The sequence below is a fragment of the Amycolatopsis orientalis genome, from assembly GCF_000943515.2.
Lineage (GTDB): Bacteria > Actinomycetota > Actinomycetes > Mycobacteriales > Pseudonocardiaceae > Amycolatopsis > Amycolatopsis orientalis.
The window spans coordinates 3,587,743-3,605,372 of sequence record NZ_CP016174.1 but is presented as its reverse complement, the minus strand read 5'-3'; the positions used below and the strand labels follow the sequence as shown (position 1 = coordinate 3,605,372).

Here is a 17,630-nt window from a genome sequence, read left to right as displayed (position 1 = left end):
CAAAACGCGGTGTGTAATCGCGTACTCCAGGGGGTACCCCTGATCCGTGATCGTCAAGGTGCTGGCGTTCGGAGCGTGCTTGCTCCTCGCCGGTTGCACGGGAGCGAGCGGGCAGGAGCCGGTGAAAGAGGCCACCGGGCGATTCCTCGGCGCGCTCGCCTCGGGTGACCATCGCTCGGCGTGCGCTTTGCTCGCACCCCGGGTCCGGGAATCCTGGGGGCCGGGCGGTTGCGAACACAGTCTCCCCGGGGCGGCTGTCCCGGGCGGCACACCCGGGACGGCGTCGGTCTGGAGCGAAGAAGCCCAGGTCAAGACCGGCGACGACACCCTCTTCCTGCACGAGTTCTCCACCGGGTGGCTGATCACCGGCGCGGGCTGCCACCTCCGCAACGAACAGGTGTACGACTGCGCGGTGGGTGGGCCATGAAGGCACGAGCGGTGTTCAGCGTTTACCTGGTCTTCGTCGTGGCAGGGCTCGGTTACTGCATCCTGCTCGGACTGCTGCACCGGTGACGGAGGCGGATGATGCGGCGCTTCCTTCGTGACAACGGGCTTTCACTGGGCTTCGGATTACTGTTCCTCGCCAGTCTCGCGGGGCAGGCGTTCGCCGGCCTCGCCGACTTCAACGACGGGCGATTACGGCACGCCGTCGAACCCGTCGGCCTGCTCGATTACCTGACCTCCGCCGATTTCGCCGTCGACGTCGCCGAAAACTGGCAATCCGAGTATCTGCAATTCTTCCTGTACGTTTTCGCCACCGTCTGGCTGTTGCAACGCGGTTCGCCCGAATCCAAACCGGCCGATCGGGTCGGCGTGGAGAGCGACGAAGCCCAGCAGATCGGGGCGCACGCCACCAAGGAGTCACCCCGCTGGGTGCGGGCGGGCGGCTGGCGCACCGGCGTCTTCTCGATATCGCTCGGCCTTGTGATGCTGGGCCTGTTCCTGCTTTCCTGGCTGGCCCAGTCGGTGGCCGGGATGAGTGCCTACAACGCCGAGCAGATCGCCGACTTCGGCGACCCCGTGAGCTGGTTCGGCTATCTGGCCTCGCCCGATTTCTGGAACCGGTCCCTGCAGAACTGGCAGTCGGAATTCCTCGCCATCGGCTCGATGGCGGTGTTCAGCGTGTATCTGCGCCAGCGCGGTTCCCCGGAATCGAAACCGGTCGGCGCACCACATCACGCCACCGACGAATCCGGGTGATTCCCGCGCGTATCGGGGTAACCGTGTCGTGTCGGACTGATGCAACGGACAGGAGTGTCCATGACCACCACCAAACACGACCTCGTTTCGGTGATCACCGAGGATCACCGCGCTTTCGAACGGATCTTCAAGGAACTGGAGTCCGGTAAGGGCGGCGACGCGCACCGCAAGGACCTCGCCGATCACCTGATCGCCGAACTGGTGCGGCATTCGGTCGCCGAAGAACAGCACATGTACCCCGCCGCCCGGCGGCATCTGCCCGACGGGGACGAGGTCGCCGACCACGAGATCGAGGAACACTCCCAGGCCGAGCAGATCATGAAGGATCTCGAAGGCCTTGAGCCGAAGGACAATCGCTTCGACGAATTAATGGGGAAGCTGATCGAGGACGTCCGCCACCACATCGAAGAGGAGGAGGGCGAACTGCTGCCGAAACTGCAGGGCGCCTGCTCTGCGGAGGAGTTACGGGACCTGGGCGAGAAGATCCTGCGGGCCAAGAAGATCGCGCCCACCCGGCCGCACCCCGCCGCCCCGGCCCGCCCGCCGGCGAACCGGATCCTCGCCCCGGGTACGGCGTTCATCGACAAGATCCGGGACGCCCTCGAAGACCGCAACACCTGACCTCACCCGGCCTCGTGAGTGGTAATGACGGTTAGAACCGTCATTACCACTCACGAGCCCCCGCAGTTAGTCGACTAACTGCGGCGGGAGGGGGTCTCGGAGTGAGGAAGCGGGCAGCTCCCCGGTAAGTGCGAAATCAACCCGGCGCGCCACGGAGACGACCTGGTCGGCGTACCGTTCGTAGAAGCGGGCCAGCAGCGTGACCGAGATGGCGGGCGCGACGCCTTCGGTCCATTCGGGACCGGTGACCAGCTCCATCAGCTCCTCGTAAAGAGCGTCGACGCGCTGATCGGACCGTGCCAGCGACTGGAACACCTCGGCCGTCGGCCCGTCGATCGCCGCGCCGAGGTCTTCCGCCATCGAGCAGGCCAGTCCGGCCATCTCACCGAACCGGCCGGTGAGCGCGTCGGGGACGGCGAACTCCGGCGCCCGCATGACCTGCTCGGCGATGTGCTGGGCGAGGTCGCCCATCCGCTCCAGCCGGTCGGCGCAGTACACCGCCGCGAGGACCGTCCGCAGATCCCTCGCGACCGGCGCCTGCAGGGCGAGCAGCTTCTGCGCGGTCTCCTCGCATTCGGTCCGCGCCATGTTCAACCGCGCTTCGACCGTCGCGAGCTCGGCGGCTGCCTCGACGTCGTGGTCGAGGAAGACGCGGTTCGCCAGGCGCAGCTCTTCGCACGCCATCCCGCACATGTCCGACAGCCGCTCGCCGAGAACGGTGAGCTGACCATGGAATCGTTCTCTCATGCCAATGCCTTCGCCGGTTCGAGGACGTACGTCGCGTAAGCCGACCGGATCACCGGCTGGGCGACGTTCCGCACCGGCACCCCGCCCGGGCTGACGCCCTGTTCGCTGCCGTAGTGCGCGTGCCCGTGCACCGCGAGAGCGGCCCCGACCTCGTCGATCGGCTCACACAACAGATACGACCCCAGGAACGGGTGGATCTCCGGTGGTTCGCCGTGCAGCGTACCGGGGATCGGCGCGTAATGCGTCAGCGCGACGATCACGTCCGGCTCCTCGTGTTCGAGTCCTTCCAGCGCGGTGCGCAGCCGTTGCGCCGCCGCCATGGTGTGCTCGACGAAATCCTTCATCTCACGTTCGCCGAACCGGCTGGCGCATTTGCCCGCGAAGCCGCCGCCGAACCCCTTCACCCCGGCGACGCCGAGCGTCCCGCCGTCGAGTTGCAGCGTGGTCGCGGAGCCCTCCAGGACGGTGATGCCGCTTTCCTCCAGCAGGCCACTGATCGCTTCCGCCTGGTCGGAGTGGTAGTCGTGGTTGCCGAGCACCGACACCACCGGGACGTCGAGTCCGGCGAACTCGTCGGCCACCACCCTGGCCTCCTCGACGGTGCCGTGTCGCGTGAGGTCCCCCGCGAGCAGCAGTACGTCGGCGTGTTCGCCGACGTGGTCCAGTGCCGGCCGCAGCAGGCCCCGGTTGTCCTCACCGAGGTGGACGTCCCCGACCGCGGCGACCCGGATCACCGGATCTCCTCGGCGCGCGCGGGTTCGCGCACGTCGGCCAGCCGGACGTCGTTGTGCACGAGTTCGGCCGCGATGTGTTCGCAGATGACGGCTTCGAGGTCGGCCTTGCGGTTCTCGCAGGCGACCTCGCCGCTGAGCCGGACCTGGTCGCCGCGCACGGTGACGTGCACGCCGAGTTCGGCCGTCCTCGGATCCTCCGCCAGCGCCTTGGTCAGCCTGGCGACCAGGTACTGGGGTGCTTCCGCGGGCATCGGGAGCTCCTTCCCGTCGATGATGGACAGTGCCGCGAGCAGGGTCAGGAAAGACCACGCGTAGGGCGAAGCGGAGGTCTCCTCGGCCACCCGGTGCCAGTCGACCTGCTCGCGGAGGTCGCGGGCGATCCGCAGCAGCGGCCCGAAATCGCACCGGTGCGGGCTGAGCACGAGGACCTTGTCGACCAGCAGATCCGTCCCGCTGAGCACGGGCGCGGCGGTCGCCCCGATCCGCATCAGCGACGCGCGGTCGAGCATCTCGTCGGTCACCGGCCGGTGGTTGGGCCGGAAGATCAGGTCGACCAGGCAGTCGCCGTCGTAGACCTTGGTGAGCCAGTCTTCCGGCGGGTGCACACGTCTCAGTCCCGCGGCTACCAGGGCCTCCGCCGCTTCCTCGATGTCCTCGTGCTTGAGGAAGAGGTCGACGTCGTGGTCGGACGCCGGACCGCCTCTGGCGTAGACGGCGAGACCGCCGGCGACGGCGAACCGCACCGGCGTACCGTCCAAAGTGGTCACCACCTTGGTCAGGGTGTGCAGGAGTTCCTTCTCTTTCACGGCCGCTCCCCCACTCCGGTCGCCAGTTCGTGAGCCCGGCCGACGTCCGGTTTCAGCGGCTCGGTCGGCAGGCCCTCTCCTTCCCGCAGTCCTTTGAGGAAGGCCTCGATCGCGTCCTCCGACGAGTACCGCGGTGTCCAGCCCAGTTCCTCCCTGGCCCGCGTGCAGTCCATCACGGGCAGGTGCAGGACGGCGTCGAACAGTCCGGGCGTGGCCGGGATCAGGTGCAGGGCCCAAGCCGCGGCGAGCGCGCGCCGGACGAAGACCGCCGGGACCTTCACCGGTTTGGCGCCGAAGATCCGGGCCAGCGACCGGGTGTCCAGCACCGGATCGGCGGCGATGTTGAACGCTCCCTTGACCTCTTGGAGCGCACAGCGGCGGTAGGCGTCGGCCACGTCCTCGGTGTGCGCGGTCTGGATCCTCAGTTGCGGGATGTCCGGCAGCACGGGGATCAGGGACGGGCGCACGAGCCGCTCCGGCACCAGCGGCCCGCCGAAAAGCCGGCGCTGTTCGGGCGCCGCCGCCTTCTGGAACAGGAAGCCCGGGCGCACCCGCACCACCCGCATCCGCGGATGACTCCGGTCGAACGCTTCGAGAACCCTTTCGACGTAAGCCTTTTCACGGGTGTACGCGGCCTTCGGCGAACCGTGGGTCGGCCACTCTTCGGTCACCGGGTGGTCGTCGTCCCGTGGCGAGTACGCCCCGATCGACGACGAGTACACCAGCGCGGGGACCCGCATCGCCTGTGCGGCTTCGAAGACCCGGATCGAGCCGAGCACATTGGACCGCCAGGTCACCTCGGGCCGATGGGTGGGCTGGAACAGCCACGCCAGGTGGATCACCACGTCGGCACCGTCGAAGACGGCACGAAGGTCGTCCCGGGTGACGTCGGCGGTGACGAACTCGGTTTTCGGGCTCTCCCACCGGCTGGGGCGCCTGGCCAACCCGACGATCGACCCGACCTCGGGGTCCGAACCGAGCGCGCGCACCACGGCCGTCCCGACATTGCCCGTGGCACCGGTGACCACGATCCGCTTTCCGCTTCCGGTCATGGGTACGGTTACCCACCGTGGACACGGCTTAATCCGCCTCCAGCCGCTGGACCAGGCGGCGGGCGGGCAGGGCCATCGCGCCGAGCCCGATCGACGTCGTGACCTCGTCCGTGGGCGTGACGAGCAGGTGATCGATCTCCTCGACCAGCGCGCGGCACCGGTCCTGCTTCGCCGGATCGCCCGAACGGGCCACCTCGGCGAGTGTTTCGAGCAGCTCGCCGACCACCCCGCGCGCGTACTCGCCGGGATGCCGGAACGGTTGTTCGCTCTGGGCCGCCTCGCTCACCGCGTCGATCAGCTGGGCGAGCGGCGACCACAGCGAGATGAGGTTCGCCAGCGGCTCGTCCCGCGCCTCCCGCCCTCGGCGGAGGTTCAGGTACCGGCTCTCCCTGGTCCAGCCGATCGCGTCCTCCGCGTCCGAGACCAGGCTGCGGACGTCACGCATCCCCTCGTGCAGGCGGTCGGCCGCTTCGACCGGCTCGCCGCCCCGGACCAGTGCCGCCGTCTCCTCCAGCAGGTCCCCGATCGCCGAAGCGAGCCGGGACGTCGCCTCCCGCAGCCGCTGCCCGTGCAGCGGTGGCAGGACAACGGCGTTCACCACCGCGCCGATCGCCGCGCCCAGCGCGGTCTCCAGCAATCTGTCGGCGAGCAGGACAGGCTCGGTCGCGTTGCCGTAGGAGATCAGCAGCATGCCGGTGACCCCGACCCAGACCCCCGAGTCGCCGAACCCCCGCCAGGAGCCGATCAGCAACCCGGCGAAGACGACCAGCCCGAGTGCCACCGTCATCGAAGGGATCAGCTGGCCGGCGCCCGCCGCGAGCAGCACACCCACGCTGACCGCGCCGACCTGCTGCGCCCAGCCGCGCAGCGACCGGTAGACGGTGGCCTGCACCAGGAACACGGCCGCGTACGGGGCCAGGAAGGGTTGCGGCAGCTTGAGTACCGACGTCGCCACGAGCCAGGCGATCACGGCCGCCGCGGCGGCCTTCGTGATCTGGACGAGGCTTCGCCGCTCCTCCCCCGGAACCCGGACCACCCGGCCTAGCCAGGTGAACGGGGCCGTCCACCGGATCCGCCCGGCCATCACGCCCCCGGCGGAGCCAGGTGGACGACCTTCGTCTGCGTCATCTCGTCGAGCAGTTCGGGCCCGTAGCCGTAGCCGCTCCCGCTGGCCCGCCTCGGATGCGCGGCCCCGCCGGGTGCGCCGCCGAAGACGTTGTTGATCTTCACCGTGCCGACCGGGAGTTCACGCCAGGCCCGCTGCGCGTGCGTCATCGACGACGTCAGCACGGTGGCGGCGAGCCCGTATTCGTCGCTCGCCGCCTGTTTGAGCGCCTGGTCGAAGTCCGGCACCACCCGCACGGGGGCGACCGGGCCGAAGGTCTCCTCGGTGAACACCCGCATCCCCGGGGTACAGCCGGTGAGGACGGTCGCCGGGTAGAAGGCGCCGGGGCCGTTCGGCAGGACACCGCCGACCAGCGGATCGGCGCCCTGGGCGAGCGCTTCCGCCACCTGGGTGTGCACGCGATCGCGGTGACGCCGGTCGACGAGCGGGGCCAGCTCCCGGCCACCGGCCTCGGCGACCAGCGCGCTGAGGAAGGCGTCCGCGAGGTCCTGATGGACGTAGATCCGCTCGACGGAGACGCAGATCTGCCCGGAGTTGGCGAACGCCCCCGTCGCGGCCTGTGCGGCCGCCCAGTGGGGATCCACGTCAGCGTCGACGATGAGGGGGTCGTTGCCGCCGTTCTCCAGCAGCGCCTTGGCCCCGGTCCTGGCGGCGCTCGCGGCGATCGAGCGGCCCGCGTCGGTGCTGCCGACATGCGCGATGACGTCGACGTCCGGATGGGCCGCGAGTTCCGCCCCGACGCTTCCGTCGCCCTGCACGGTCTGGAGCACTCCTTCCGGCAGGGCCTGGGACAGCACGCCGCCGAGCCAGGCGCCGGTGTACGGGCAGCGTTCGCTCGGCTTGTGCACCACCGTGTTCCCGGTGACCAGCGCCGCGCCGAGCAGCCCGCAGGCCACCGCGACGGGGTCGTTCCACGGGGTCAGCGCCACGACGACGCCGCGTGGTTCGGGCACCATCAGATCGGTCGCACCCGGGTCGCCGAGCAGTGACCTCCCGCGGTGCACCGGCCCGAGTTCGGCGTACTGCTCCAGCGTCCCGACGCCGGCCAGCACGCCTTCCTCCGCTTCGGTCCGGGGCTTCCCGGTCTCGCGCTCGATGAGGACGGCGAGTTCGCCCGCCCGCTCACGCAGCAACCGGGCGGTGTCCTTCACCGCCGCTCCGCGTTCGGCCGCCGGAGTGGCCGCCCACGCGCGCCCGCCTCGCTGTGCCGTGGTGATCACGGCCTGGATGGCGTCGGAGGACGCGCATTTGACGCTTCCGACGAGACTGTCGTCGGACGGGTTGCGGATCTCCAGCACGGCAGTCCGCTCCATTGCCGGCATTCGCACCTCCTTCGCAGTGTTTGCGGGTCGGTTACCCCGAAGGAGCGATTCGACACTTCGCGCACGCCGTTTACCGGATCGGCGTACGGGTAGCCGTGCGGAAAGACCATCACCGAGAAGGGCGGCCCCGTGGCACAGCATCGAGAGGACGCGAAGGACGAGCAGTTGCGCGGAAGCCGCGTGGATCCCCGGGATTCCGCGCTGACCACGCAGCAGGGCGTCCGGGTCGGGCATACGGACGACTCGCTGACGGCCGGGGCCCGTGGCCCGACGCTGCTGGAGGATTTCCACGCTCGCGAGAAGATCACGCATTTCGACCACGAGAGAATTCCCGAACGCGTCGTCCACGCACGCGGAGCGGGCGCCTACGGGTACTTCGAGGCCTACGACGATTCCCTGCTCGACTACACGGTCGCGGAGTTCCTCACCAGCGGTGAGAAGATCCCCGTCTTCGTGCGCTTCTCCACGGTCGCCGGTTCCCGCGGCTCGGCCGACACCGTCCGCGACGTCCGCGGGTTCGCGACCAAGTTCTACACCCGCCAGGGGAACTACGATCTGGTGGGCAACAACATGCCGGTCTTCTTCATCCAGGACGGCATCAAGTTCCCCGACTTCGTGCACGCGGTCAAACCCGAGCCGCACAACGAGATACCGCAGGCGCAGTCGGCGCACGACACGTTCTGGGATTTCGTCTCGCTGCAGCCGGAGAGCCTGCACATGGTGCTCTGGCTGATGTCCGATCGCGCGCTGCCGCGCAGCTACCGGATGATGCAGGGCTTCGGCGTGCACACCTTCCGGCTGGTCAACGCCGACGGCAAGGGCACCTTCGTGAAGTTCCACTGGAAGCCCGTGCTCGGCACGCATTCGCTGGTCTGGGACGAATGCCAGAAGATCGCCGGGAAGGATCCCGACTTCAACCGGCGCGATCTGTGGGACGCCATCGAGGCCGGGCAGTACCCGGAATGGGAACTGGGCGTGCAGCTCGTCGACGAGGACGCCGAGCACGACTTCGACTTCGACCTGCTGGACGCCACGAAGCTCATCCCCGAGGAGCAGGTGCCCGTGCAGCCGGTCGGGCGGATGGTCCTCGACCGCAACCCCGACGACTTCTTCGCCGAGACCGAGCAGATCGCCTTCCACACCGCGAACATCGTGCCCGGGATCGACTTCACCAACGACCCGCTGCTGCAGGCGCGGAACTTCTCGTATCTCGACACGCAGCTGATCCGGCTCGGCGGTCCCAACTTCTCCCAGCTGCCGGTGAACCGGCCGATCGCGCAGGTGCACACGAACCAGCGCGACGGCCACGGGCAGCAGAACGTCCACAAGGGACGGACGAGCTATTTCCCCAACTCGCTCGGCGGCGGCTGCCCGGCGATCGCCGACTCCGGCGTGTTCAAGCACTACACCGAAGCCGTCGCCGGGCACAAGATCCGGGAGCGCAGCGAGAGCTTCAAGGACTTCTACAGCCAGGCGACGTTGTTCTGGAACAGCATGACCGCCGTCGAACGCGAGCACATCGTCGCGGCGTTCCGGTTCGAACTCGGCAAGGTGGAGGACCGTGAGGTCCGGGCGAGGACGGTCACCGACCTCAACAACGTCGACCACGACCTGGCCGCCAGGGTGGCCGAGGGCATCGGCGTCAGCGTGCCCGCCGCTCCGGCCGCGCCGCACCATGACCGCACGTCTCCCGCGCTCTCGCAGCTGAACCAGCCGGTCGCGGACCCCACCGGCCGCAAGGTCGCCGTGCTCGCCGCCGATGGCGTCGACACCGTCGGGGTCGGCCGTCTCGTCGAAGCCCTGACCGGACAGGGCGCGATCGTCGAGGTGCTGGCGCCCACCGAAGCCGAACTCCGGCCGGGCGGTGAAGGGGATCCCCTGCGGCCCGACAGGCAGCTCAACACCATGGCGTCAGTGCTCTACGACGCCGTCGTCGTCCCGTGCGGTCCTGGTGCGATCAACATCCTGGAACGCGACGGCTACGCGGTGCACTTCGTCGCCGAGGCGTACAAGCACGGGAAGCCGGTGGCCGGTTTCGGTTCGGGTCTTGACCTGCTGCGCCGTGCCGGAGTGACGGCGAAACTGGCCGATGGCGCGGAAACCCTGATCGACCAAGGCGTCGTCACCACCACCGCGGCCGAACTGACCATCCCCGACGGTTTCTTCTCCTCGTTCCTCGCGCAGCTGGGCGAACACCGCTCCTGGCTGCGGAAGACCGACTCGATTCCGGCTTAGCGGAGCCCCGGGCGTCCATGAAGGAATTGGGACACGCAACGTCCCAATTCCTTCATGGACACGCTCGACAGCCCTCCTGATCATCGCTCACGGACTACTCGCCGTTCCCCAGCGGGCGACGCTCACAGCAATGAAGGATGCCTTCACCCCCAGACGGCAGGCGAGGGGTTCCCCGATGAGGCAGGGCACGCCCCACGACTGTCCACAAAGGACATTTTTCCGGCCATAGATGTCCGACTTGAGCGGTTTGCACGATCTCGCAAGGTGGTCGTGAGTGGCAAATAGGGTTCTATTGAGGGGTAAGGCAAATATGGCGTGCCCCGCCGCGGTACCGGATTGGCTGGCGGAAGCCAGTTTCGACCCCAGGTGTCCGCAAGAGACTCCTGTCCGGCCCCAGGTGTCCAATTTGAGTAGTTCGCGCGGTTTTGGGATGGGGTCGTGAGGGATAAGTAGCGTTCTAACGCTCTTTATCACTCACGACCCCATCCTGAACCGTACTTCTAGGCATCGATCGGACACCGGGTCGCTGGTGACTATCCCTTGTGGACAGACATGGGACGCTCCCTGCCCCACTTGGGGCCTTCACAGCTGCGAGCCGATCGCGCCATGTTTGGCTTATCTCTCAATAACCCTCATTGCCGCTCACGACCCCCTTCGCGACCGTACACACAGACATCAATCGGACATCGATTCACTGGAGACTGTCCCTTATGGACAGTCACGAGGTGCGCCCGGCCTCCTCGGGAAGCCCACCCCAGCCCGCCCTTCACCCGCTGCCTCGAGTCAGGAAAGTCCGCGTCTCGATCCCGGGGCGACAAGGTCCGTCCCGCCATGGTCTGCACCTCCCCTTACGTAAGGGCGCCTCCGGCGCGTTTGCGCCCGGCGTACCCGGGTATCGGAAGAGAGTGACCCAGCTGGACTACACCATCGTCATCCCGACCACCGGCCGGGAGAATCTCCATCTTCTCCTGGCCGGTATCGAAGCCGCCGGGGAACCGCGACCCGCGCGGATCATCGTGGCCGACGACCGGCCCGGCGGTGCGGACCTGAAGCTGCCGCCGTGCACGCCGGAGGTCGAGGTGATCCGCACCGGCGGCCGCGGTCCCGCCGCCGCCCGCAACGCCGGGTGGCGGCGCGCGACGTCCGAGTGGATCGCCTTCCTCGACGACGACGTGCTGGTCGGCTCGGACTGGCCGAGGAAACTCGCCGAGGACCTTCTTCCGCTCGGGCCGGACACCGCGGCGTCGCAAGCCCGGCTCGTCGTGCCGCTGCCGCCGGACCGCCGTCCGACCGACGACGAACGCGGGACCGCCGGGCTGGAGACGGCCAGGTGGATCACCGCCGACATGGCGTACCGCCGGACGGTGCTGGCCGAGGTCGGCGGCTTCGACGAACGCTTTCCCCGCGCCTACCGTGAAGACTCCGACCTGGGGTTGAACGTCACCAAGGCGGGCTACCTGATCGCGAAGGGCGAACGGGTCACCACTCATCCGCCCAAGCGATCGGGTCCGCTGGCCAGCCTGCGTGCCCAGCGCGGCAACGCCGACGACGCGCTCATGCGGCGCAAGCACGGTGTCCTCTGGCGCCAGCAGACCGCCGCGGGCCACGGACGGCTCGAACGGCACGCGCTGGCCACGGCGAGCGCGGTGGGTGCCGCCGCGCTGTTCGCGCTGGGACGCCGCAAGGCCGCGACCGCGGCGGCGGGACTGTGGGCGGGACTGACCGCCGAGTTCGCCGCGCGCCGGATCGCGCCGGGGCCGCTCACTCCCGGCGAGATCTCGCGCATGCTCGTCACCAGCGTCCTCATCCCGCCCGCGGCGTGCTACCACCGGCTCCGCGGCGAGGTGCGCCATCGGCTCTCCCGGCGACCGCACGCGGTGCTGTTCGACCGGGACGACACCCTCATCGTCGACGTGCCCTACCTCGACGATCCCGACGGCGTCCGCCCCGTTCCCGGCGCCAAGGAACTCCTGCACGGCGTGCGGGCGGCGGGGATCCGGATCGGCGTGGTCAGCAACCAGTCCGGGGTGGCGAAAGGTCTCATCACGCCGGACCGGCTGGCCGCGGTGAACGCCCGCGTCGAAGAGGTCCTCGGGCCCTTCGGCACCTGGCAGGTCTGCGTGCACGACGACAGAGACGGTTGTACCTGCCGGAAACCCGCGCCAGGGCTGGTGCGTCAGGCCGCCGACGCGCTCGGCGTGGACGTCCGCCGGTGCGTGGTCATCGGCGACACCGGGGCCGACGTCGACGCCGCGCTCGCCGCCGGGGCCCGCGCGATCCTGATCCCGACCCCGCGGACCCGGCCCGAGGAGGTCGCCCGCGCCCGCCGCCGGGCGACCGTCGCCCGTGACCTCGCCGAAGCCGTCCACCTCGCCGTCGCGGATCGCCGATGAGAGGGACCGTGCTGGTCGCGAGGATGGACAACCTCGGCGACGTCCTGCTCGCCGGTCCTTGCGTCCGCGCGGTGGCGGCCGGGGCGGAACGAGTCATCCTGCTGACCGGACCTCGGGGCCGTGCCGCGGGTGATCTGCTGCCCGGTGTCGACGAGGTGCTCACCTGGTGCGCACCGTGGATCGACCCCGAACCCCCGCCGGTGACCCAAGAGGACGTCGACGGCCTCGTCCGGCGCTTGCGCGGGCTGTCCCTCGACGCGGCGCTCGTGCTCACGTCGTTCCACCAGTCGCCGCTCCCGCTGGCCCTGGTGCTGCGGATGGCCGGCGTGCCCTGGATCGGCGCGATCAGCGAGGACTATCCGGGGTCGCTGCTGGATCTGCGGCATCACGTGCCCGGTGATCCCCCGGAAGCGGTCCGCATGCTGTCTCTCGCCAGGAAAGCCGGGTTCTCGTTGCCCTCAGGGGACAACGGTGGCCTCGCGATCCGGCGGCCGCTCCCGCCGGTCGACGGCTTGCCCGGGCCCGGACCGCTCGACGAGGGATACGTCGTCGTCCATCCCGCCGCTTCGGTGCCGGCCCGGCAACCCTCCGCCGCGCGGTCCGCCGCGATCGTCAAGGCCCTGCAGGCCGCCGGGTATCGCGTCGTCGTGACCGGGTCGCCGTCGGAAACGGAGCTGACCAGGGAGGTCGCCGGGGACGCGCTAGACCTGGGCGGGCGCACGGGGCTGTCCGAACTGGCGGCCGTACTCGCCGGGGCGAAGGTGGTCGTCGCGCCCAACACCGGGACCGCGCATCTCGCGGCCGCCGTCGGGACGCCGGTGGTCTCCCTGTTCGCCCCTGTCGTCCCCGCGTCGCGCTGGGCGCCGTACGGCGTGCCCGCCGCGCTGCTGGGCGATCAGCACGCCGCGTGCCGGGACAGCCGGGCCCGGATCTGCCCGGTGCCCGGCCATCCCTGCCTGGACCTCGTCCCGCCCGAGGACGTCGTCGAGGCGGTGGGGCACCTCAGCCGGGGGTCGTCTCGCCGCCGAGGGCCGCGATGACCTCACCGCTGTAGTAGGACGAAAGCCGGTCGGACGCGAGGAAGACGTACGACGGCGCGAGATCGTCGGGATGGGCCGCTCGCTCGAACGGCACTTGGAGGCCGAACTTCTCGACCTTCTCGGGCGGGAACGTCGACGGGATCAGCGGTGTCCACACCGGACCCGGCGCGACGCAGTTGATCCGGACACCGCGGTCGGCCAGCGCCTGCGCCATCGCGTAGGTCCAGGCGTGCACGGCACCCTTGGTCGCGGAATAGTCGATGAGGGACTTGTTGCCCCGCAACCCGTTCACCGAACCCGTGTTGATGATCGCCGCGCCCTTCTTCAGATGCGGCAGCGCGGCGTTCGTCACCCGGAAGAAGCTGTGGATGTTCACATCGAAGGTGTGGGTCCACTGTTCGTCGGTGAGCTCTTCCGGCGAATCGACCGGCCATTGGGTGGCGATGTTGTTGACCAGGATGTCGAGTCCGCCGAGTTCGTTCACGGTCCGCTCGACGATCTCGCGGCACTGTGCCGCCTCGGCCAGGTCACCCGGCAGGAGGAGGCATTCGCGGCCCTCGGCCCGGACGCGCTCCTCGGTGTACTTCGCGTCCTCGTGCTCGTTGAGGTAGGCGATCGCGACGTCGGCGCCTTCCTTGGCGAAAGCGATGGCGACCGCCCTGCCGATCCCCGAGTCTCCACCGGTGATGAGCGCGCGCTTGCCGTCCAGGAGGCCACGGCCCTCGTAATCCTCCATGGAATCGCGGGGCGGCGGGTCCATCTTCGACGTCACGCCCGGCGGGTCCTGCTGCTGCGGCGGTCGTAACTTGTCGGCCATCGGGGCTCCTCCGGTCGGTTGTGGATCTTCCCCGAGCGGTTACCCGTGCCGGCGCGGTTCTGAACATGGGCGCGCCTGGTCGCCAGCGAGCCGCATGTGGCCGTCCCAAAGTCCGTGAAGGCCTCCTTGAGGGACCCTGGGTCCCTCAAGGAGGCCTTCACGGCCAGCCGCCAACGAACCTACGCCCGGCAGGTACCTGAGACACCCTTGGTTCTAACCGTCATCACCACTCACGAGACAGGGCACTCACCGGCGCTCAGTGCACCCGCCGGTCCCCGTCCTTGCCCCGGTACCGGATCGTCCACAGGCTGCGCCGGATGTAGGTGCGCTGCAGCCACCGGTCCCGCCCGTTGTGCCGCGCGAAGAACTGCGACCGCGCGTGCAGGCCCTTCCGGTTGTTGATCAGCAGCGCCGTCCCCGGCTCCAGCTTGACCTGGTGCGCGACCTCGCGGCAGACCCGCTGCAGCTCCTCCAGCGCCTGCTCCGCCTCGACGGTCTCCCCCACCACACCGTTGGCCGAGACCGCCACCTCCGGCGAGTCCGGCGGCCCGGAGATGATCGGCACCAGGTCCGACAGCACGTCGGCGCCCTTGGCCACGTCGCGCACGTAGCTGCCGGGCGCGTTGAGCCGGAACAGCGGACGGCGCAGGATGTCGAGTACCGCGGGGTCGAGGGCGGCCGAGATGTCCCGGCCGTCGGCGTAGTAGGTGACGGCCTCCTTGTTCCCGTCCTGCCGCACGCAGTTCAGCACCAGGAAGTCCGGATTGGACACGTCGTACCGGCCGAGGTCGTCGTGCACGATGTCGTTGTGGAAGTTCAGGAACACGTGCGAACTCTGATTGGTCTGGCTCCGCGCCCCCGCCGAAACCGGGACGACGTCGTGCACGAGCCGCCCGCTCTTCTCCGTGGTGAACCCGACGGGCTCGCCGAGCAGCTGGCTCAGTCCCAAAAGGACGGTCTCGGCGACGAAGGTCTTCTTGTCCTTGCTGGGTTCCCCGTCGATCGGTGTCTCCGGGAGTTCCGGGTCCACCGGCAGGTTGCGCACGAGCGCGACGCCGGGAGTGTCGACGTGCCTGCCGAAGTCCAGGATCGTCTGCAGCTGGTCGATGGGCAGCCGCGAGAACACGACCCGGAGCATCGCCAGCGCACGGTCGATGTCGCCGACAGGATTCGGGAAGGTCCGCAACTCGCTCCCGATGGCCTCGCGGACCTCGTCGGCGAGCACGACCTCGGCGAAGGTGCCGACTAGGGTTTCCTGCTTGCTGGTCATGGCGTCCTATCTACTTTCCGCCGCCGCTGGACCGGCGGTCTTCTCGGTGTCCTTTTCGGACTTCTTCCCGAACCTGGAGATCAGGGCGAGCGCCGGCGCGGTGGCGACCGTCGAGACCAGCGTCATGATCACGAGCATCGCGAACACCGTCGGGCTGATCACCTTCAGCTGGAGCCCCACGTTGAGCACCACCAGTTCGGTCAGTCCACGGCAGTTCATCAGCGCCCCGAGGGACAGCGAATCGCGCCAGCCGACGCCGGTCAGCCGGGCGGCCGCGGTGCTGCCGACCCATTTCCCGAAGACCGCCACCGCCGTGATCAGCGCGCACCACGCCCACAGGCTCGCCTCGCCGAGCAGGCCGAACTGCGTCCGCAACCCCGTGTAGGCGAAGAAGAGCGGCAGCAGCAGGGTCACGGTGACGCTGCCGAGTTTCCCGGCCGCGCGGCTCACCACCGGATCCTTGCGCGGGGCGATCACGCCGAACAGGAACGCGCCGAAGATCGGGTGGATGCCGATCTCCTCGGTGGCCAGCGCGGAGAGCATGATCCCCGCGAGCAGGATGGCCAGCACCGCCGACTCGGGCACCCGCGGGAGCCACTTCGCGAGCACCGGGCGGACCGCGTAGACCATGACCAGTACGAAGACCAGGGTCAGCGCGATGGTCAGGAACACCTCGTTGCCCGATCCGCCCTGGCTGATCGCGATCACGACGGCCAGCAGGCACCAGGCGGCGACGTCGTCGACCGCCGCGCAGGTCAGGGCGAGCGCGCCCAGCGCGGTCTTCGCGAGCCCGCGGTCGGTCAGGATCCTGGCCAGTACCGGAAAGGCCGTCACGCTCATCGACACCGCGATGAACAACCCGAAGCTCAGGAATCCGACGTCGCCGCCGAAGACCGGGTACAGCCCCAAGGCCAGCACGATGCCCGAGACCATCGGCAGCGCGATGCTCACCTGGCTCACCGTCACCGCGGTGAACCCGCGCCGCCGCACCGCGTCGAGATCGATCTCCGAGCCGACCAGGTACATGAAGAAGATCAAGCCCAGTTGCGCGAGGACGTTGATGATGGAGACCACGTTGCCGGGGAACAGCCAGGCGAACCCGGCGGGCCACAGCAAACCGAGCAGGGACGGCCCCAGCAGGACGCCGGCGATGATCTCACCGATGACCGCGGGTTGCCCGAGCCGTCGTGCGGCCAGCCCGGCCAGATGACAGGCGGCCAGGATCACCGGAAGCGCGACGAGCAGGCGTGGATACGGGTCGGCCCCACCCGGCGCGGCCGTGGCCGTCGCGGCGTGGCCCTGGTCGTAGGCCGAGCCGAAGCCGAGCACGACGACCACCACCACGAGCGGGACGGCGACCAGCACGGCACCGGTCAGCACCCGCCGGAGGGTGACCGCCCGCCGGGCTTCCGGTTGCGCGGAATCCATCTGTTCTCCTTATCCCGCACGCAGTTCCAGCGTGCAGCATTTGACGCTGCCGCCCGCCTTGAGCAGTTCGGACAGGTCGGCGCCGATCGGTTCGAACCCGTGTTCCCGCAGCTGGGCGGTCAGCCCGGTGGCCGCTTGCGGCAGCACGACGTGCTTGCCGTCGGACACCGCGTTGAGGCCGAACACGGCGGCGTCGCGTTCGGAGGCCAGGATCGCGTCGGGGTACAGCTCCTTCAGCACCATGAGACTGTCCTCGGAAAACGCCTCCGGGTAGTACATGACCGTGTCGTCGTCGAGGACCGCGAGCGCCGTGTCGAGGTGGTAGTACCGAGGGTCGATCAGCGTCAGCCCGATCACCGGACGGCCGAAGAACTCACGCGATTCGTTGTGCGCCTCGGGATTCGTGCGGAACCCGGTCCCGGCGAGGATCCGTTCCCCGGCGACGAGGTAGTCGCCTTCCCCTTCGTTGACCCACTGTGCCTGCCGCACGTAGCGGTATCCGTTGGCACGGAACCACTCCAGGTAGGCCTCGGATTCGCCGCAGCGCTGCGTGTGCTGGAACCGCGCGACGAGCACCTGCCCGTCGACCACGGTGGCGCCGTTGGCCGCGAAGACCATGTCGGGCAGCCCGGGCAGCGGGTCGAGCAGATCGACGCGATGGCCCAAGTCGACGTACAGGTCGTGCAGCCACTCCCACTGGGCGATGGCCAGTTCGGTGTACGTGGGCTTCTTCGGGTCCATCCAGGGGTTGATCGAGTACTCGACGTCGAAGTACGTCGGTCTGACCATCAGGTAATGCCGTCGGGTGGCTGTACGTGACACGCTGTCCTCCACGCGTT

At 69.1% G+C, this 17,630-nt stretch carries 16 protein-coding genes; 6 read left to right on the top strand and 10 right to left on the bottom strand.

Features of this window, described 5'->3' with window-relative positions; all coding sequences use genetic code 11:
- Nucleotides 1-46: 46 nt before the first annotated feature.
- The 3 genes from SD37_RS16220 to SD37_RS16210 all read left to right on the top strand — a co-directional run bounded on the left by SD37_RS16220 (nucleotide 47) and on the right by SD37_RS16210 (nucleotide 1,821).
- Nucleotides 47-427, top strand: a complete 381-nt coding sequence (locus SD37_RS16220) for a hypothetical protein (RefSeq protein WP_052674853.1) — start codon at nucleotides 47-49, stop codon at nucleotides 425-427.
- A gap of 95 nt (nucleotides 428-522) precedes the next feature.
- Nucleotides 523-1,200 (top strand): DUF6766 family protein, encoded by a 678-nt coding sequence (locus tag SD37_RS16215; protein WP_145926636.1) that lies wholly within the window; start codon nucleotides 523-525, stop codon nucleotides 1,198-1,200.
- 60 nt (nucleotides 1,201-1,260) lie between these two features.
- Entirely contained in the window at nucleotides 1,261-1,821 is a 561-nt protein-coding gene (locus SD37_RS16210; RefSeq protein ID WP_065912846.1) for a hemerythrin domain-containing protein, read from the top strand.
- A gap of 66 nt (nucleotides 1,822-1,887) precedes the next feature.
- On the opposite strand, the gene SD37_RS16205 is transcribed toward SD37_RS16210, so the two are convergent.
- Genes SD37_RS16205 through SD37_RS16180 form a run of 6 tightly spaced genes read right to left on the bottom strand, consistent with a single transcriptional unit; the run spans nucleotide 1,888 to nucleotide 7,608 of the window.
- On the bottom strand, nucleotides 1,888-2,568 hold the full coding sequence (locus tag SD37_RS16205) for a phosphate signaling complex PhoU family protein (RefSeq protein ID WP_044850707.1): 681 nt from the start codon (nucleotides 2,566-2,568) through the stop codon (nucleotides 1,888-1,890).
- Nucleotides 2,565-3,302: a metallophosphoesterase family protein gene (locus tag SD37_RS16200; protein ID WP_174567838.1), complete on the bottom strand. Its 738-nt coding sequence runs from the start codon at nucleotides 3,300-3,302 to the stop codon at nucleotides 2,565-2,567. The genes SD37_RS16205 and SD37_RS16200 overlap by 4 nt, the downstream gene beginning before the upstream one ends.
- The gene (locus SD37_RS16195) at nucleotides 3,299-4,108 is read right to left on the bottom strand and encodes a nucleotidyltransferase family protein (RefSeq protein WP_044850708.1); all 810 of its coding nucleotides are present in this window, start codon (nucleotides 4,106-4,108) and stop codon (nucleotides 3,299-3,301) included. Before SD37_RS16195 ends, SD37_RS16200 begins: the two co-directional genes overlap by 4 nt.
- On the bottom strand, nucleotides 4,105-5,160 hold the full coding sequence (locus SD37_RS16190) for an NAD-dependent epimerase/dehydratase family protein (RefSeq protein ID WP_044850709.1): 1,056 nt from the start codon (nucleotides 5,158-5,160) through the stop codon (nucleotides 4,105-4,107). Before SD37_RS16190 ends, SD37_RS16195 begins: the two co-directional genes overlap by 4 nt.
- A gap of 28 nt (nucleotides 5,161-5,188) precedes the next feature.
- Entirely contained in the window at nucleotides 5,189-6,244 is a 1,056-nt protein-coding gene (locus SD37_RS16185) for an FUSC family protein (protein ID WP_044850710.1), read from the bottom strand.
- Nucleotides 6,244-7,608, bottom strand: a complete 1,365-nt coding sequence (locus tag SD37_RS16180; protein ID WP_044850711.1) for an aldehyde dehydrogenase family protein — start codon at nucleotides 7,606-7,608, stop codon at nucleotides 6,244-6,246. Before SD37_RS16180 ends, SD37_RS16185 begins: the two co-directional genes overlap by 1 nt.
- 129 nt (nucleotides 7,609-7,737) lie before the next feature.
- Between SD37_RS16180 and SD37_RS16175 the strand changes: the two genes are divergently transcribed.
- The 3 genes from SD37_RS16175 to SD37_RS16165 all read left to right on the top strand — a co-directional run bounded on the left by SD37_RS16175 (nucleotide 7,738) and on the right by SD37_RS16165 (nucleotide 13,276).
- The gene (locus SD37_RS16175) at nucleotides 7,738-9,843 is read left to right on the top strand and encodes a catalase (RefSeq protein WP_044850712.1); all 2,106 of its coding nucleotides are present in this window, start codon (nucleotides 7,738-7,740) and stop codon (nucleotides 9,841-9,843) included.
- Between the two features lie 905 nt (nucleotides 9,844-10,748).
- Nucleotides 10,749-12,236: an HAD-IIIA family hydrolase gene (locus SD37_RS16170; RefSeq protein ID WP_044850713.1), complete on the top strand. Its 1,488-nt coding sequence runs from the start codon at nucleotides 10,749-10,751 to the stop codon at nucleotides 12,234-12,236.
- Nucleotides 12,233-13,276: a glycosyltransferase family 9 protein gene (locus SD37_RS16165; protein ID WP_044850714.1), complete on the top strand. Its 1,044-nt coding sequence runs from the start codon at nucleotides 12,233-12,235 to the stop codon at nucleotides 13,274-13,276. Before SD37_RS16170 ends, SD37_RS16165 begins: the two co-directional genes overlap by 4 nt.
- Here the strand turns inward: SD37_RS16165 and SD37_RS16160 are convergent.
- The 4 genes from SD37_RS16160 to ddaH all read right to left on the bottom strand — a co-directional run bounded on the left by SD37_RS16160 (nucleotide 13,239) and on the right by ddaH (nucleotide 17,625).
- Nucleotides 13,239-14,093, bottom strand: a complete 855-nt coding sequence (locus SD37_RS16160) for an SDR family oxidoreductase (RefSeq protein ID WP_044850715.1) — start codon at nucleotides 14,091-14,093, stop codon at nucleotides 13,239-13,241. The two genes, SD37_RS16165 and SD37_RS16160, sit on opposite strands and share 38 nt — an antisense overlap.
- A 256-nt stretch (nucleotides 14,094-14,349) precedes the next feature.
- The gene (locus SD37_RS16155) at nucleotides 14,350-15,363 is read right to left on the bottom strand and encodes a TauD/TfdA family dioxygenase (RefSeq protein WP_044850716.1); all 1,014 of its coding nucleotides are present in this window, start codon (nucleotides 15,361-15,363) and stop codon (nucleotides 14,350-14,352) included.
- Nucleotides 15,364-15,369: 6 nt separating this feature from the next.
- A complete protein-coding gene (locus SD37_RS16150) occupies nucleotides 15,370-16,791 on the bottom strand; it encodes a cation:proton antiporter domain-containing protein (protein WP_044850717.1) in 1,422 nt (473 codons plus the stop codon).
- Between the two features lie 9 nt (nucleotides 16,792-16,800).
- Nucleotides 16,801-17,625, bottom strand: coding sequence for a dimethylargininase (ddaH, locus tag SD37_RS16145; RefSeq protein WP_335622507.1), 825 nt, complete (start codon nucleotides 17,623-17,625; stop codon nucleotides 16,801-16,803).
- Nucleotides 17,626-17,630: the final 5 nt, after the last annotated feature.